The 13,827-nt window shown below is 65.0% G+C and carries 18 protein-coding genes; 6 read left to right on the top strand and 12 right to left on the bottom strand.

What is annotated here, in order from left to right:
* Positions 1 to 115: 115 nt before the first annotated feature.
* The 6 genes from exbB (at position 116) to CR917_RS01040 (ending at position 6,849) form a co-directional block, all read left to right on the top strand.
* Complete coding sequence (exbB, locus tag CR917_RS01065; protein ID WP_104571777.1) at positions 116 to 1,102, top strand: tonB-system energizer ExbB; 987 nt, start codon at positions 116 to 118, stop codon at positions 1,100 to 1,102.
* Between the two features lie 3 nt (positions 1,103 to 1,105).
* Positions 1,106 to 1,531 carry a TonB system transport protein ExbD gene (exbD, locus tag CR917_RS01060; protein WP_043861563.1) on the top strand — a complete coding sequence of 142 codons (426 nt, stop codon included), beginning with the start codon at positions 1,106 to 1,108 and terminating at the stop codon, positions 1,529 to 1,531.
* Positions 1,528 to 2,271 carry an energy transducer TonB gene (locus CR917_RS01055; RefSeq protein ID WP_043861562.1) on the top strand — a complete coding sequence of 248 codons (744 nt, stop codon included), beginning with the start codon at positions 1,528 to 1,530 and terminating at the stop codon, positions 2,269 to 2,271. The genes exbD and CR917_RS01055 overlap by 4 nt, the downstream gene beginning before the upstream one ends.
* 94 nt (positions 2,272 to 2,365) lie before the next feature.
* Positions 2,366 to 3,286 carry a hydrogen peroxide-inducible genes activator gene (locus tag CR917_RS01050; RefSeq protein WP_043861561.1) on the top strand — a complete coding sequence of 307 codons (921 nt, stop codon included), beginning with the start codon at positions 2,366 to 2,368 and terminating at the stop codon, positions 3,284 to 3,286.
* Positions 3,287 to 3,295: 9 nt separating this feature from the next.
* Positions 3,296 to 5,371 carry an ATP-dependent DNA helicase RecG gene (gene recG, locus CR917_RS01045; RefSeq protein WP_078481456.1) on the top strand — a complete coding sequence of 692 codons (2,076 nt, stop codon included), beginning with the start codon at positions 3,296 to 3,298 and terminating at the stop codon, positions 5,369 to 5,371.
* Positions 5,372 to 5,448: 77 nt separating this feature from the next.
* A complete protein-coding gene (locus CR917_RS01040; RefSeq protein WP_054916472.1) occupies positions 5,449 to 6,849 on the top strand; it encodes an aminoacyl-tRNA deacylase and HDOD domain-containing protein in 1,401 nt (466 codons plus the stop codon).
* Between the two features lie 24 nt (positions 6,850 to 6,873).
* Here CR917_RS01040 and CR917_RS01035 read toward each other — a convergent pair whose 3' ends face one another.
* The 12 genes from CR917_RS01035 to CR917_RS00980 form a co-directional block, all read right to left on the bottom strand.
* Positions 6,874 to 7,251: a helicase gene (locus tag CR917_RS01035; protein ID WP_043861558.1), complete on the bottom strand. Its 378-nt coding sequence runs from the start codon at positions 7,249 to 7,251 to the stop codon at positions 6,874 to 6,876.
* A 110-nt stretch (positions 7,252 to 7,361) separates the two neighbouring features.
* A complete protein-coding gene (locus tag CR917_RS01030; RefSeq protein ID WP_088513976.1) occupies positions 7,362 to 8,225 on the bottom strand; it encodes a hypothetical protein in 864 nt (287 codons plus the stop codon).
* Positions 8,222 to 8,923, bottom strand: a complete 702-nt coding sequence (locus CR917_RS27575) for a hypothetical protein (RefSeq protein ID WP_256589587.1) — start codon at positions 8,921 to 8,923, stop codon at positions 8,222 to 8,224. The genes CR917_RS01030 and CR917_RS27575 overlap by 4 nt, the downstream gene beginning before the upstream one ends.
* Positions 8,914 to 9,894 carry a sel1 repeat family protein gene (locus CR917_RS01020; protein ID WP_146094974.1) on the bottom strand — a complete coding sequence of 327 codons (981 nt, stop codon included), beginning with the start codon at positions 9,892 to 9,894 and terminating at the stop codon, positions 8,914 to 8,916. Before CR917_RS01020 ends, CR917_RS27575 begins: the two co-directional genes overlap by 10 nt.
* A complete protein-coding gene (locus tag CR917_RS01015; protein ID WP_052504257.1) occupies positions 9,891 to 10,442 on the bottom strand; it encodes a hypothetical protein in 552 nt (183 codons plus the stop codon). Before CR917_RS01015 ends, CR917_RS01020 begins: the two co-directional genes overlap by 4 nt.
* Positions 10,439 to 10,795: a hypothetical protein gene (locus CR917_RS01010; RefSeq protein WP_043861556.1), complete on the bottom strand. Its 357-nt coding sequence runs from the start codon at positions 10,793 to 10,795 to the stop codon at positions 10,439 to 10,441. Before CR917_RS01010 ends, CR917_RS01015 begins: the two co-directional genes overlap by 4 nt.
* Entirely contained in the window at positions 10,792 to 11,118 is a 327-nt protein-coding gene (locus CR917_RS01005) for a hypothetical protein (RefSeq protein ID WP_058541950.1), read from the bottom strand. Before CR917_RS01005 ends, CR917_RS01010 begins: the two co-directional genes overlap by 4 nt.
* On the bottom strand, positions 11,118 to 11,330 hold the full coding sequence (locus CR917_RS01000) for a hypothetical protein (protein ID WP_043861554.1): 213 nt from the start codon (positions 11,328 to 11,330) through the stop codon (positions 11,118 to 11,120). The genes CR917_RS01005 and CR917_RS01000 overlap by 1 nt, the downstream gene beginning before the upstream one ends.
* Entirely contained in the window at positions 11,320 to 11,745 is a 426-nt protein-coding gene (locus CR917_RS00995; protein WP_078481443.1) for a hypothetical protein, read from the bottom strand. The genes CR917_RS01000 and CR917_RS00995 overlap by 11 nt, the downstream gene beginning before the upstream one ends.
* Before the next feature lie 272 nt (positions 11,746 to 12,017).
* Entirely contained in the window at positions 12,018 to 12,293 is a 276-nt protein-coding gene (locus CR917_RS00990; RefSeq protein ID WP_008366879.1) for an HU family DNA-binding protein, read from the bottom strand.
* A 186-nt stretch (positions 12,294 to 12,479) separates the two neighbouring features.
* Positions 12,480 to 13,628, bottom strand: coding sequence for an NAD(P)/FAD-dependent oxidoreductase (locus CR917_RS00985; RefSeq protein WP_054916465.1), 1,149 nt, complete (start codon positions 13,626 to 13,628; stop codon positions 12,480 to 12,482).
* A 30-nt stretch (positions 13,629 to 13,658) separates the two neighbouring features.
* Positions 13,659 to 13,826 (bottom strand): rubredoxin, encoded by a 168-nt coding sequence (locus tag CR917_RS00980; protein ID WP_007954349.1) that lies wholly within the window; start codon positions 13,824 to 13,826, stop codon positions 13,659 to 13,661.
* Position 13,827: the final 1 nt, after the last annotated feature.

The following is a 13,827-nucleotide window of genomic DNA, read 5'->3' as shown; positions in this document are numbered from 1 at the left end:
GTATCTTCTGTTAACAAGAATTACTTGCAATAATGGCCGCCCAAATTTTGTTCTCGGCCCGACTCGAGGCCTGGAAGGACAACCACCCATTTCTTCTTCATCAGGTCCGGCCAGCATGACACGTATTCAACCTTCCGCTTCGCCAACCCTGTCGCGCGCCTGGCGCGCCATTGCCGCGCTGATGTTCAGCCTGGTACTGGCCCCCGCCGCCACGGCCGATGAGCCCGTCGCACAGAACGCCACACCGGCCGCCGCCGTTGCCCCTGCCGATGCTACCCCGGCCGCACCTGCTGCCCCGGGCGCCGAGCCTGCGGATGCCGCCGCGCCGGGCGCTGCCCCTGTCGAAGGCCAGGCCGACGACGCCACCCAAGCGCTGGTCGAAGACACCAGCCTGGGCATGGCCCACGACCTGTCGCCATGGGGCATGTACCAGAACGCCGACATCGTGGTGAAGATCGTGATGATCGGCCTGGCCATCGCCTCGCTGATCACCTGGACCATCTGGATTGCCAAGGGCTTCGAACTGATGGGCGCCAAGCGCCGCCTGCGTTCTGAAATCGCCCTGCTGAAGAAGGCCACCAGCATCAAGGACGCCAGCGAAACCGCCGACAAGCCCGGCACCCTGGCACACCTGCTGGTGCACGATGCCCTCGAGGAAATGCACCTGTCGGCCAATGCCCGTGAAAAAGAAGGTATCAAGGAGCGCGTGAGCTTCCGCCTCGAGCGCCTGGTCGCGGCCAGCGGTCGCAACATGAGCAGCGGTACCGGCGTGCTTGCCACCATCGGCTCCACCGCTCCGTTCGTCGGTCTGTTCGGTACCGTGTGGGGCATCATGAACAGCTTCATCGGCATCGCCAAGACCCAGACCACCAACCTCGCGGTGGTTGCACCCGGTATCGCCGAGGCCCTGCTGGCCACCGCCCTGGGCCTGGTTGCCGCGATCCCCGCAGTGGTCATCTACAACGTCTTCGCCCGTTCCATCGCCGGTTACAAGGCACAGGTTTCCGACGCTTCGGCGCACGTGCTGCTGCTGGTCAGCCGCGACCTGGACCACCAGCCAGGCGAGCGTTCCGCTGCGCCACACATGGTGAAAGTGGGGTAAACCATGGGCCTGCATCTTAACGAGGGCGGCGACGATCTCGCCGAGAACCACGAAATCAACGTCACGCCGTTCATCGACGTGATGCTGGTACTGCTGATCATCTTCATGGTGGCGGCGCCCCTGGCCACGGTCGACATCAAGGTCGACCTGCCGGCCTCGACCGCCAAGCCCGTGCCCAGGCCGGAGAAGCCGGTGTTCCTCAGCGTCAAGGCCGACCAGAACCTGTACGTCGGCGACGATCAGGTGCAACGCGACCAGCTGGGCGCGGTACTGGACGCCAAGACCAAGGGCGACAAGGACACCACCATCTTCTTCCAGGCTGACAAGGGCGTCGATTACGGCGACCTGATGGAAGTCATGAACACCCTGCGCGCAGCCGGCTACTTGAAGGTCGGCCTGGTGGGACTTGAGACGGCAGCCAAGAAATGACCAATACGCGGCATAAACTGGCGCGCTACGGCGTCAGCCTGGCGATTGTGCTGGCCGTGCATGCCGTTGCCGTGGTGCTGATGCTCAACTGGTCGGTGCCCCAGGCAATCGAACTGCCGCCTGCGGCGATGATGATCGAGATGGCGCCGATGCCCGAGCCGGCCCCACCACCGCCACCGAAGGTGGTGGCCCCGCCACAGCCGCCGACGCCGGTCGAGGAGCCACCACTGCCCAAGGTGGCAGAAGCGCCCAAACCGAAAATCGCGATACCCAAGCCACCGCCCAAGCCCAAGGCCAAGCCCCAGCCTCCGAAACCGGAGAAAAAACCGGAGCCGCCGCAGGACAAGCCGGTCGACCAGGAAACCGTGGATTCCCCGCCAAGCAACGCTCCGGCGCAGAAATCCGCAGCACCGGCGCCAAGCATCGCCGCCAACAGCAATGCCCTGCCTACCTGGCAGAGCGACCTGTTGCGTCACCTTGGCAAGTACAAGCGCTACCCGGAAGACGCGCGTCGGCGGGGCCTGCAGGGCATCAACCGGCTGCGCTTCGTGGTCGACGCCGAAGGCAAGATCCTGTCGTACTCGCTGGCCGGTGGTTCAGGCAGCGCGGCACTGGACCGGGCAACCCTGGAAATGATCCGCAAGGCTCAACCCGTGCCCAAGCCGCCTCAGGAACTGCTCAACAACGGCAGTATCGAAGTGGTCGCGCCGTTCGTGTACTCGCTGGACAAGAAACGCTGAGTTGTTTGTTTCTGTCACACGCACGCAAGTCTGATAACGTGCGTCTATCGATTGCAGCCGCTATGCTGGGCTCGCAACTTCATGGACGCACGTTATGACCCTCACAGAATTGCGCTACATCGTCACCCTCGCTCAGGAACAGCACTTCGGCCACGCGGCCGAGCGTTGCCACGTCAGCCAGCCGACCCTGTCGGTGGGCGTGAAGAAGCTGGAGGACGAGCTGGGCGTGCTGATCTTCGAGCGCAGCAAGAGCGCGGTGCGCCTGACCCCGGTCGGCGAAGGCATCGTGGCCCAGGCGCAGAAGGTACTGGAGCAGGCCCAGGGCATCCGTGAACTGGCCCAGGCCGGCAAGAACCAGCTGACCGCGCCGCTCAAGGTGGGGGCCATCTATACCGTCGGCCCGTACCTGTTCCCGCACCTGATTCCGCAACTGCACCGGGTTGCCCCGCAGATGCCGTTGTACATCGAAGAAAACTTCACCCATATCCTGCGTGACAAGCTGCGCAACGGCGAGCTGGACGCGGTGATCATCGCCCTGCCGTTCAATGAAGCCGACGTGCTGACGCTGCCGCTGTACGACGAGCCGTTCTACGTGCTGATGCCCAGCGAGCATCCCTGGACAAAGAAAGAGACCATCGACGCCAGCCTGCTCAACGACAAGAGCCTGCTGTTGCTCGGCGAAGGCCACTGCTTCCGCGACCAGGTGCTGGAGGCCTGCCCGACCCTGACCAAGGGCAACGACGGCGCCAAGCACACCACGGTGGAGTCCAGCTCGCTGGAAACCATCCGCCACATGGTCGCCTCGGGGCTGGGCGTGTCGATCCTGCCGCTGTCGGCCGTGCACAGCCATCACTACGCGCCGGGCATCATCGAAGTCCGCCCATTGAGCCCGCCGGCACCGTTTCGCACCGTGGCGATCGCCTGGCGCGCGAGCTTCCCGCGGCCCAAGGCCATCGAGATTCTGGCCGACTCGATCCGCCTGTGTTCGGTGGCCAAGCCACCCGCCGCACCTTAGGGCCCGAGCATGACCGAGTTGTCGAAGGTGTCGGTCACGGCACTGAAGGGCGTTGGCGAAGCCTTGGCCGAGAAGCTGGCCAAGGTTGGCCTGGAGAACATCCAGGACGTGTTGTTCCACCTGCCCCTGCGCTATCAGGACCGCACCCGCGTGGTGCCGATCGGCGCCCTGCGCCCGGGCCAGGATGCAGTGATCGAAGGCGTGGTCAGTGGCACCGACGTGACCATGGGCAGGCGCCGCAGCCTGCTGGTGCGCCTGGGCGATGGCACAGGTTCGCTGAGCCTGCGCTTCTACCACTTCAGCAACGCCCAGAAGGAAGCGCTCAAGCGCGGCACCCACCTGCGCTGCTACGGCGAAGCGCGCCCCGGCGCCTCGGGCCTGGAGATCTACCACCCCGAGTACCGCGCCCTGACCGGCGACGAGCCGCCCCCGGTCGATACCACCCTGACCCCGATCTACCCGACCACCGAAGGCCTCACCCAGCAGCGCCTGCGCCAGCTGTGCCAGCAGAGCCTGGGCCTGCTCGGCCCGCGCAGCCTGCCCGACTGGCTGCCGCTGGAACTGGCACGCGACTACCAGCTGGCACCGTTGGCCGATGCTATCCGCTACCTGCACCACCCGCCGGCCGATGCCGATGTCGAAGAGCTTGCCGTGGGCCACCACTGGGCCCAGCACCGCCTGGCCTTCGAAGAGCTGCTGACCCACCAGCTGTCGCAGCAGCGCCTGCGCGAGAGCCTGCGCGCCCAGCGGGCCCCGGTGTTGCCCAAGGCGAGCAGGCTGGCGGCCCAATACCTGGCCAACCTGGGCTTCGCTCCAACCGGCGCACAGCAGCGCGTGGGCAACGAGATCGCCTACGATCTCAGCCAGCCCGAGCCGATGCTGCGCCTGGTGCAGGGCGATGTGGGTGCCGGCAAGACGGTGGTCGCCGCGCTCGCAGCCCTGCAGGCGCTGGAAGCCGGCTACCAGGTGGCGCTGATGGCCCCCACCGAGATTCTTGCCGAGCAGCACTTCGTCACCTTCAAGCGCTGGCTCGAACCGCTGGGCATCGAAGTCGCCTGGCTGGCCGGCAAGCTCAAGGGCAAGGCGCGCACCGCCGCGCTGGAGCAGATCGCCGCCGGCGCGCCAATGGTGGTGGGTACCCATGCGCTGTTCCAGGAAGAGGTGAAGTTTCACAACCTGGCGCTGGCGATCATCGACGAACAGCACCGCTTTGGCGTACAGCAGCGCCTGGCCCTGCGCCAGAAAGGCGTGGGCGGCCAGTTGTGCCCGCACCAGCTGATCATGACTGCCACGCCGATCCCGCGCACCCTGGCCATGAGCGCCTATGCCGACCTCGACACCTCGGTGCTCGACGAACTGCCGCCGGGGCGTACCCCGGTCAACACTGTACTGGTGGCCGACAGCCGCCGCATCGAAGTGGTCGAGCGCGTGCGCGCCGCCTGTGCCGAAGGGCGCCAGGCCTATTGGGTATGCACCCTGATCGAAGAGTCCGAAGAGCTGACCTGCCAGGCCGCCGAAACCACCTTCGAAGAGCTCACCAGTGCCCTGGGCGAGTTGCGCGTGGGGCTTATCCACGGGCGCATGAAGCCGGCCGAGAAGGCTGCGGTGATGGCCGAGTTCAAGCAGGGCAACCTGCAACTGCTGGTGGCCACCACCGTGATCGAGGTGGGCGTGGACGTACCCAACGCCAGCCTGATGATCATCGAGAACCCCGAACGCCTTGGTCTTGCCCAGCTGCACCAGTTGCGCGGGCGAGTCGGACGCGGCAGTGCGGCCAGCCATTGCGTACTGTTGTATCATCCGCCACTGTCGCAGATCGGGCGTGAACGCCTGGGGATCATGCGCGAAACCAATGACGGCTTTGTCATTGCGGAGAAAGACCTGCAACTGCGTGGCCCGGGCGAAATGCTCGGGACCCGCCAGACCGGCCTGTTGCAGTTCAAGGTCGCCGACCTGATGCGCGACGCCGACCTGCTGCCGGCGGTGCGCGATGCTGCACAGGCCCTGCTGGCACGCTGGCCGGACCACGTCAGCCCGTTGCTCGACCGCTGGTTACGCCACGGGCAGCAATATGGCCAGGTGTGACGTACCTCCCATGTCGACGCGGGCCGCCCCCATCGAGCCGGCTATACTGGCCGCTGAAAAAATACTGGATACAGACCATGACTGAAGTTGCCCTGGATACCGCAACCCCCCACACACCGTCTGTTATCCGGTTGCTGCTCGACAAGCTCGGCATCGCCTACCGCGAGGTCATCGACCACCCGCAGCTGGCGCCCGAGGCAAAGGTCCAGGCCGTGCTGCTCGACGACGCGGTCGGTGCGCTGATGGTGCTGTTCCCGCAGAACCAGCTGCTGGACCTCAGCCACCTGACCGAGCTGACCGGCCGCAAGCTCACCGCCGTGCCGCTCGAGCGGCTCGAACTGATGCTCAAGAAGCACGGCCTGACGATCCTGCCCGCCATTCCGGCGCTGACCAGCTCACCGTGCCTGTACGAGGAGCGCCTGCTCAAGCAGCCGGCCCTGCTGATTCATTCCGGAACCCCCGGCCTGCTGCTGGAAATCCACAGCGAGCACTTCAGGAAGATGCTGGCCAAGGCCAGTGCCGGGCATTTCGGTGTACTGCTCAGCGAGATCCGCCCCAACCTCGACCGTCCGGCCGATGACAGCAAGGAGATCACCGAGGCGGTGCAGGCATTTACCGCACGACGCATCCAGCAGCGCCTGGAATCGACCATCGAGATCCCGCCGCTGGCCGAGACCGCACAGAAGATCATCAAGCTGCGGGTCGACCCCAACGCCACCATCGACGACATCACCGGTGTGGTCGAGACCGATCCGGCGCTGGCCGCGCAGGTGGTCAGCTGGGCCGCCTCGCCCTACTACGCCTCCCCCGGCAAGATCCGCTCGGTGGAAGACGCCATCGTGCGGGTGCTGGGCTTCGACCTGGTGATCAACCTGGCGCTGGGCCTGGCCCTGGGCAAGACCCTGAGCCTGCCCAAGGATCACCCGCAGCAGACCACCCCCTACTGGCAGCAATCGATCTACACCGCCGCCGTGATCGAGGGCCTGACCCGCGCCATGCCCCGCGCCGAGCGTCCTGAGTCGGGCCTGACCTACCTGGCCGGGCTGCTGCACAACTTCGGCTACCTGCTGCTGGCGCATGTGTTCCCGCCGCATTTCTCGCTGATCTGCCGCCACCTGGAGGTCAACCCGCACCTGTGCCACAGCTATGTCGAGCAGCACCTGCTGGGCATCAGCCGCGAGCAGATCGGTGCCTGGCTGATGCGCTTCTGGGACATGCCCGAAGAGCTGGCCACCGCCCTGCGCTTTCAGCACGACCCGCATTACGCGGGGGACCATGCCGCCTTCCCCAACCTGGTGTGCGTGGCGGTACGCCTGCTGCGCGCGCGCGGCATCGGCTCGGGGCCGGACGACCGCATCCCCGACGCGTTGCTGGAGCGCCTGAACATCAGCCGCGAGAAGGCCGAGGACGTGGTGCACAAGGTGCTTGAAGCCGAATCGCTGCTGCGTGAACTGGCGTCACAGTTCACCCCGCACTGACAACCTGAAGCCTGGGCGCTGCGCTCAGGCTTTCTTCTTGCGCGGCATCAGGTACTTCATCAGGCCCTGGAACCAGATCACCAGGGCCGGGTTGCCCTTGATCTGGATCGACTTGTCCTGAATCCCCTGCATGAACGCCAGCTGCTTGTTCTTGGCCTGCAGCGTGGCGAAGCCGTAGGCGGCATCCTTGAAGGCAATGGCGAACGCAGGCTCGGCATGGGTGCCACCCTTGCTGCGGATGCGCTGGTTGCTGACGATGAAGTGCCGGGCGACCTTGCCGTCGAGGGTCTGCAACTGGAACACCAGGTCCTTGTCCTTCAGTTGCTGCTGGAACGCCGGGTTGTTGCGGCTGGCCCGCGCCATCAGCAAACCCATGGCCCAGAGCAGAAAACGAAACTTCATATACGCCCCTAGGCGAAAAGTGACTGAGGGGCGCAGTTTAGCTTTTTTGCGACCAAAGGCTACAGCCGTCTTCGCTTTGTTGAAGGCGACTGTATGTCAGGGTGTGCGGCCTACCGGTTGGGGTCGGCAGCCGGTACCGCATCCAGGCGCAGTTGCACCCGTGACGGAATCTTCTGCGCCGCGCCGGCCTCCAGCATCTGCTGGCGATAGCGCGCGTAGTAAGGGCCGGCTTCGCGCGAGTTGCCGTAGCCCCAGAGAATATCGGCAATGTTCAGCTGCAGCGCCCGACGCCCCTGGGCAAAGGGCTCGATGGCGCGATAGATGCGCAGCATCAGGTTGGGGTTCCAGTCGTCGCCGATCAGGTAGCCCATGTCGTTGTAGCCGGGCACGTTGTCCTGGGGCGCATGGCAGGCCATGTAGGAATCCAGGCCCATGTACACCTCTTCGGCCAGTACGGCGTGACGCGCGGGTATCTCGCGGTTCTCGCTGCTGTGCAGCAGGCCTGCGACCTTGGCCGGCTTGATGGTTTCCAGCTTGGTAGCCCAGGGCAGCTTGTTCTCCGGCTGCCAGGCGCCGTTCTGCCAACGGCCCACGCAGTACTGGGCCAGCCGCGTGGCCATCACACAACCGGTGTCCATCGCCACCATGTCGCAGCGCAGCGTGGGGGGCGTGAACTGCCGCCCCGACTGGCGCAGGCGGTAGAGCATCACGAAGCGCCCGTCAGGCGACACTGCCGAAGCGTCGCCATCGATCGCATCCCGCGCAAACTCGTGCGGGTACAAGGTGAAGCCCTTGCCATTGGCGCCTTGCCACTGCACCGCATGCCAGCCGTTCTCCTCGGCGCTCCATTTGGAGAACGAAAGCTTCGCCCCGCCTGCGCCCTCGATGGTTTTTTCGGCAGGTACTGCGGCATGGGCAGTGCCTGCCAGTGACAGTGACAACGCCAAGGCAACGGCGTGAGGGGTACGCTTCATTTCGAACCCTTGAAGATGAGGTTGAGAAAGTGGCGGTGCAGCTGCGCATTCGCGCCGATGGCCACCAGGGTCACACTGGCAGACAGTGTGCTGTAGAACAGCGCCCGCAGCGGATGCTCGGGCCACAGGTAGAAGCCGATGATCGCCGCCATGAACACCGTGGCCTGTACCTTGCCCCACACCCGTGGCAGCAGGGCGATCAGCAGGTTCATGCCGACGAAGAACCAGAACACCATGTACATCGCTATGCCAACGGCTACCCCGCGCGACGTCAGCCCGCCGGCGTACTGCTTGTACCAGCTCACCAGCGTGCCGTTTAGCGCCACGTAGGCCACCACCGCAAACAGGTGCACCACTATCGGCAGCACCCAGCGCAGCAACTGGCGGTGGGTGACCGGGCTGTCGCCACGCCAGTGTTCGGGCAGTGGCGCCAGCCCGGGCGACGGAGGCTGGTGGTCGATGTGCGCCAGATACTCTGCCCAGCCACGCGGTGCGTTGTGGCGCAGCAGGTAGGCCTGCTGGCGGGCCTTGCCCAGACGCGACCAGAACGGCCACCAGCAGTAATGCCAGTAGTGTTCGAAATCGCCCTGCAGGCTGCCCAGCCCCTGCGGGTCGAGCTCGGGAAAACTGACCCAGGGCGCGGGCGGGCTCAGCGCCGGGTCTTGCAGGCATTCGCGCCAGTTGTGGGCTACAGGCATGGCTGGTCCTTGTCGGCGCGGGCGCCGCGTTTGATCATCTCCTGGGCATTGAAGTCCGCCCAGTCTGCGCCGTGCGCCACCGCCTCGGTGTAGCAGGCCAGCGAGCGTGCCGGTTGGGCGGGCACGATTTCACCGCGCGCATACACGCTGCCCAACTCGTTGAAGGCATTGCCCGAGCCCATTGCGGCGGACTGACGCAAGGCGTCGAGGGCCTTCTGCGGGTGTTTGCAGGTGTTGTCGTCGGGGCGGTACTGGCCCTCGTCGCAATAGAAGCTCGCCAGCATCAGTGCCCCTTCAGGGACAGTGGCCGACGACAGGCGCAGCAACTGCTCCAGGCGCTGGTTGCTCAGGCGCGGCGCCATGCCCGACAGGCTGATTGCCGCAGCGCTGTAGGCAGCGTAGGCAGAGCCCTGGTCCACGGCATCGAGGTAGCTGTTGAGCGCAGCGATGAACAGCTGCTTGTCGATGGGCTTGATTTCACCCTGGCCCAGTTGCTCGTAGGCATCGCCGCGCAGCAGCGCACGCACGCCGGGGGCGGCATCATCGGGGGTTTTCACGCTCTTGAGCGCGTCGCTCGGCGACCAGTCCTCGACCCGTGCCAGCGCCCAGCAGTCGGCCTGCTCGAAGATGAATGCCTGCAACACCTCGCCGCGCTGGTCGCGCAAGTAAACCCGGTCGGGCAGCGCGATTTCACGGATCAGCCCGTTGGCCGCCACCCGCTCCGACGACAGCTGCGAAAGATCAGGACGCAGGGCAGGCTCGAGCTTGCGTACCACCGGTTGCGGCCCCTCGGGCCCGGCCTGGAGGCGCTGCTCGACCAGGGTATGGGCGGCAAAGTCGGCCTGCAGCTGCGCATCCTCGGCAAACGCCTTGAAAAACATCGCGAAGTCGCGGCTGGGGCAAACCGGCGCGGCCTGCGCCAGCGCACTTGCCAGCAGGCCGGCCAGCAGCATCGGGATACTCGACTTCATGGCTGATACACCGGGGGCGGGTTGATGTAGTACTCGGTTTGCGTGCAGGGGTAGTCGCTGACCCACACCAGCCACAGCCACAGGTCCCAGAAGTAGCGCACCAGGTGCTCGGGTTTGCGGCAGCGGGCCTGTTCTTCGGCCACGGTGTAGTCGGTATTGGCGATGAAGCTGTTGAGCCAGTGCGGCTCCCATTGCGGCATGGCGATGTCGAAATGGCGGTCGCGCTTGTTGAAATTGATCCAGTAGATGCCCACTTCGGCTTCATCCTCGAAGTCGCGCATGTCCAGCGACTGCAGGTCGTACAGCGGCGTGCGCCAGACCTCGCCCGGGCGCTCGCGATCGGTCACGCGCATGTAGCCCATGCCGCCGAAGGGTATCAGCCAACTGCGCGCCGGCACGTTCTGGAAACGGTAGCGCCCCGACTCGCTGACGAACGAGGTCTGGCCGGGTGCCTCGATCAGCGCGTGAATCTGATAGCCCACCCACGCCAGCACGCCCAGCACCACCAGCCAGCGCCACAGTTGCTGCTTTACGGTCGGGCTGCTCATTTACGCCTCAGCCAGTGCGAGATCAGCACCGCCGACAGGCTGAGGCCGCCCGCCAGGCAACTGAAGAAGTACGCCCGCACCGGGTGCTCGGGCAACAGCCACCAGAGGATCAACACGATTTGCGCGGCCACCAGCCAGTACTTGAGCTTCCAGTTGGTCAACAGGGGCAGCACCACATTGAGCGGCACGAACACCCACATCACCAGGAACACAATGCTGCCGGAGGACACGCCACGGGCGGTAAAGCCGCCGTAGTGGCCCTTGTACCAGTCCACGGCAATATCGTTGAGCACCCCGTAGAGCACGATGGCCAGTGCATGCAGGGCGACATTGATCAGCAGTTGTCGCTTCATTTGGGCAGCGTTCCTTGCAGCGCATTGCACCAGCTGCGCACATCGTCACGGTCGAACGCCGGGCAGTGATTGTCCTTGGCGATATAGCGATAGGGGTGAGTGGGCTCATGGGTGAAGTGGTAGTAGTAACGGTCGTCCTCGCCGTACAGCCAATAGTTCGATGAGCCCTGGGACACCTGATACGGCTCGAAACTCAGCAGCGACGATTCGGCGGGGATGAAGTTGTCGCGGTCCATCAGCAGCATCAGCAGGTTGCCGAACAGCGGCGTGCCCACCCCCAGCGCCAGCACGGCCACCAATACCACTCCGATTACTGCCTTCATCACGGTACCTGGGTATTCATGCAGTAGGTGCCCACACCGTGCAGCAGCACCACCGCCAACAGGCAGCCAAACGTCAGCAGCCTAACCCAGCGCGTGTTGCGCTGGCGCTCGCCGAGGTTCAGCAGCAAGGCGAACAGGCACAGGATGGCCAGGCTGCCGAACAGGTTGCTGTCGGCGAGACCTGCCAGGTAATTCTTCAGCTCAAGGTCCATTGCACAGGCGCCTTTGCGCCGCCAGCAGCAGCGCGGTCAGGGTGACGAAAAAATAGCCGGCGCCCAGCAGGTAGGGCACAAAGGCCACCCACATCAGCATCAGGCCCAACCCGGCGATACGGCCGGTGAGCAGGTAGACCAGGCCATACAGCACCCAGGGCAGTGCGTAGAAAGGGACGCACCACAACGGCGCCCACCACAGGTGCCGAGGCGCCAGGTGCAGGCGGCGGCTGGCCCACAGCGCGAACAGGGGGTAGCCAAGCAGGCCGAAGCCCAGCAGGTAGATTTGCAGGAACGGCTCGAAACCGGTCACGCGCAGGCCGTACTGGTAGACATCCAGACACAGCAGCGAAACCAGGCATACCCAGGGTAACCAGACGTAGAAGCGATAGGGGGGCGCACAGCTCACAGGCATGAGCCGAACGATTCGATGAATGATGAGTTGCCCATGCCGCTCCCTCCCTGGAACACCGCCGCGCGGGTGTCGGCGGCGGCGTATGCTAGTCACAAGCACGGGGCACGGCAATAGCGCACTGCGCGGTGGGTTCCTCGCCGGCAACGCCGGCTCCTGCAGACGGCGGTTATCTCCTGCAGGCGCCGGCATTGCCGGCGAAGAGCCGCCACACAAACAAGAACGGGCACCTTGTAGGGGTGCCCGCTCTTCAATGCAATCAGTAGCCCACGGCCTTACGGATTGACGCTGTCCTTGAGGAACTTGCCTGGCTTGAACGCCACGGTGTTGCTGGCCTTGATCTTCACCGGCTCGCCCGTCTGAGGGTTCTTGCCGGTGCGCGCGCCACGGTGGCGCTGCAGGAACGTGCCGAAGCCTACCAGGGTGACGCTGTCTTTCTTGTGCAGCGCGTTAGTGATTTCTTCCAGTACGGCATTGAGCACGCGGTTGGCCTGCTCCTTGGTAAGGTCGGCTTTCTCGGCAATGGCTGCGGCGAGTTCTGGTTTACGCATGGTGAAGCCCCTCTGACGGATTTTTTGTTGTTATGCCGTGCTGCCTTGCAGGCAGCGCCTAAGGCACCGCAGGCTCTAAACTGCGGCAGACGGGTGTGAGAATGGCACGCCGCCAGTGGCCGCGCCAGTCTCTGGGCGGCCATTGTTCAGGCAATGGCAGGGTATATCCGACAGAACGACAGCTATTTATGCCAGCAACGGCGGAAGTTGACGGTTCAGCGCCAGCTTTTCCATCACTGCCGTACCGGTCAATACATAGCCCAGCAGTTGGCCATCGGCATCCCGGCAGAGCACCTTGATGTCGCTGCCCTGCCCTTCGACCTGCCACTGGCCTTCGCGGGCGCGTGGCGGCGGTGAAACGACCAGCGGGCATACCGGGGTCTTCACCGTGATGGGCATAGGCCCGTAGCTGACCACCGTCGGATTGCCCGCCAGGGTCTGCGCCAGCGCGCGCGCGCAGGCCATCAGCGGCATCACGTACAGCAGGTTGATGCCGTCGACCTCGGCACAGTCGCCCAGGGCATGGATGTTGGCGTGCGAGGTGCGCAGGTGGCGGTCGACCACCACCCCGCGATTGACCTGCAGGCCAGCGGCGGCAGCCAGGTCGATGCGGGGGCGCAGGCCGATGGCTGATACCACCAGGTCGCAGACGATCACACTGCCATCGGACAGATGCGCTTGCAGGGCATCGGCCGAACGTTCCAGGCGGGTCAGCACCGGGCCCAGGTGAAAGCGCACACCAAGCCCTTGCAGCCCAGCCTGCACCGCAGCCGCGGCGGCCGGGTGCAGCAGGGTCGGCATGACCTGCTCGCAGGGGGCGACGATGTCGATCTCGAAGCCACCCAGGTGCATGTCGTTGGCGAACTCGCAGCCGATCAGCCCGGCCCCCAGAATCAGTACCCGGCGCTTGCCGGCCGCCGCGGCGCGAAAGCGCGCGTAGTCTTCGAGGTCGTTGATCGGGAAGATCGCATCGGCTGCGTCGCCCTGCACCGGCACCTGGATGGTCTGCGCGCCCAGCGCCAGCACCAGGTCGCGGTACGGCACCTGCTCCTCGCCGATCCACAGGCGCTTGTGGCCCGGATCGATGCCGCTGATGCGCGTATGGGTACGCACCTGGGCCTTGAGCTGCTCGGCCATGGCCCCCGGCTCGGCCATGCTCAGGCCGTCGGCGTCCTTGTCCTTGGCAAAGCCGGTGGACAGCATCGGCTTGGAATACGAGCGACCATCATCGGCGCTGATCAGCAGCAACGGCGTCTCGCCGTCGAGCTTGCGAAATTCGCGGGCGAGGTTGTAGCCCGCCAGCCCCGTACCGACAATCACCACCGGATCGCTCATGCCTTCATCCCTTCCCTGTATAAAAAATGATCAGTTGATTTCGATCATCTCGAAATCCATCTTGCCCACACCGCAGTCCGGGCACAGCCAGTCTTCCGGCACGTCCTGCCACAAGGTGCCCGGCGCAATGCCGTCATCCGGCCAGCCATCGGCCTCGTTGTAGATAAGCCCGCATACCACGCATTGCCACTTCTTCATG

It is taken from the genome of Pseudomonas sp. BRM28 (assembly GCF_002939405.1).
GTDB classification, from domain to species: Bacteria; Pseudomonadota; Gammaproteobacteria; order Pseudomonadales; family Pseudomonadaceae; genus Aquipseudomonas; species Aquipseudomonas palmensis.
The sequence above is the reverse complement of the archived record's forward strand: the minus strand, read 5'-3'. Positions and strand labels throughout refer to the sequence as shown.

What these genes read in the sequence shown, in the direction of transcription:
- CR917_RS01035 (WP_043861558.1), bottom strand. Translation starts at nt 7,251, where the DNA reads ATGAAGTTTCGTTTTCTGCTCTGGGCCATGGGTTTGCTGATGGCGCGG.
- CR917_RS00990 (WP_008366879.1), bottom strand. Translation starts at nt 12,293, where the DNA reads ATGCGTAAACCAGAACTCGCCGCAGCCATTGCCGAGAAAGCCGACCTT.
- recG (WP_078481456.1), top strand. Translation starts at nt 3,296, where the DNA reads ATGACCGAGTTGTCGAAGGTGTCGGTCACGGCACTGAAGGGCGTTGGC.
- CR917_RS00985 (WP_054916465.1), bottom strand. Translation starts at nt 13,628, where the DNA reads ATGAGCGATCCGGTGGTGATTGTCGGTACGGGGCTGGCGGGCTACAAC.
- CR917_RS01040 (WP_054916472.1), top strand. Translation starts at nt 5,449, where the DNA reads ATGACTGAAGTTGCCCTGGATACCGCAACCCCCCACACACCGTCTGTT.
- CR917_RS00980 (WP_007954349.1), bottom strand. Translation starts at nt 13,826, where the DNA reads ATGAAGAAGTGGCAATGCGTGGTATGCGGGCTTATCTACAACGAGGCC.
- CR917_RS01005 (WP_058541950.1), bottom strand. Translation starts at nt 11,118, where the DNA reads ATGAAGGCAGTAATCGGAGTGGTATTGGTGGCCGTGCTGGCGCTGGGG.
- CR917_RS01020 (WP_146094974.1), bottom strand. Translation starts at nt 9,894, where the DNA reads ATGAAGTCGAGTATCCCGATGCTGCTGGCCGGCCTGCTGGCAAGTGCG.
- CR917_RS01050 (WP_043861561.1), top strand. Translation starts at nt 2,366, where the DNA reads ATGACCCTCACAGAATTGCGCTACATCGTCACCCTCGCTCAGGAACAG.
- CR917_RS27575 (WP_256589587.1), bottom strand. Translation starts at nt 8,923, where the DNA reads ATGCCTGTAGCCCACAACTGGCGCGAATGCCTGCAAGACCCGGCGCTG.
- CR917_RS00995 (WP_078481443.1), bottom strand. Translation starts at nt 11,745, where the DNA reads ATGCCTGTGAGCTGTGCGCCCCCCTATCGCTTCTACGTCTGGTTACCC.
- exbD (WP_043861563.1), top strand. Translation starts at nt 1,106, where the DNA reads ATGGGCCTGCATCTTAACGAGGGCGGCGACGATCTCGCCGAGAACCAC.
- CR917_RS01010 (WP_043861556.1), bottom strand. Translation starts at nt 10,795, where the DNA reads ATGAAGCGACAACTGCTGATCAATGTCGCCCTGCATGCACTGGCCATC.
- CR917_RS01000 (WP_043861554.1), bottom strand. Translation starts at nt 11,330, where the DNA reads ATGGACCTTGAGCTGAAGAATTACCTGGCAGGTCTCGCCGACAGCAAC.
- CR917_RS01015 (WP_052504257.1), bottom strand. Translation starts at nt 10,442, where the DNA reads ATGAGCAGCCCGACCGTAAAGCAGCAACTGTGGCGCTGGCTGGTGGTG.
- CR917_RS01030 (WP_088513976.1), bottom strand. Translation starts at nt 8,225, where the DNA reads ATGAAGCGTACCCCTCACGCCGTTGCCTTGGCGTTGTCACTGTCACTG.
- exbB (WP_104571777.1), top strand. Translation starts at nt 116, where the DNA reads ATGACACGTATTCAACCTTCCGCTTCGCCAACCCTGTCGCGCGCCTGG.
- CR917_RS01055 (WP_043861562.1), top strand. Translation starts at nt 1,528, where the DNA reads ATGACCAATACGCGGCATAAACTGGCGCGCTACGGCGTCAGCCTGGCG.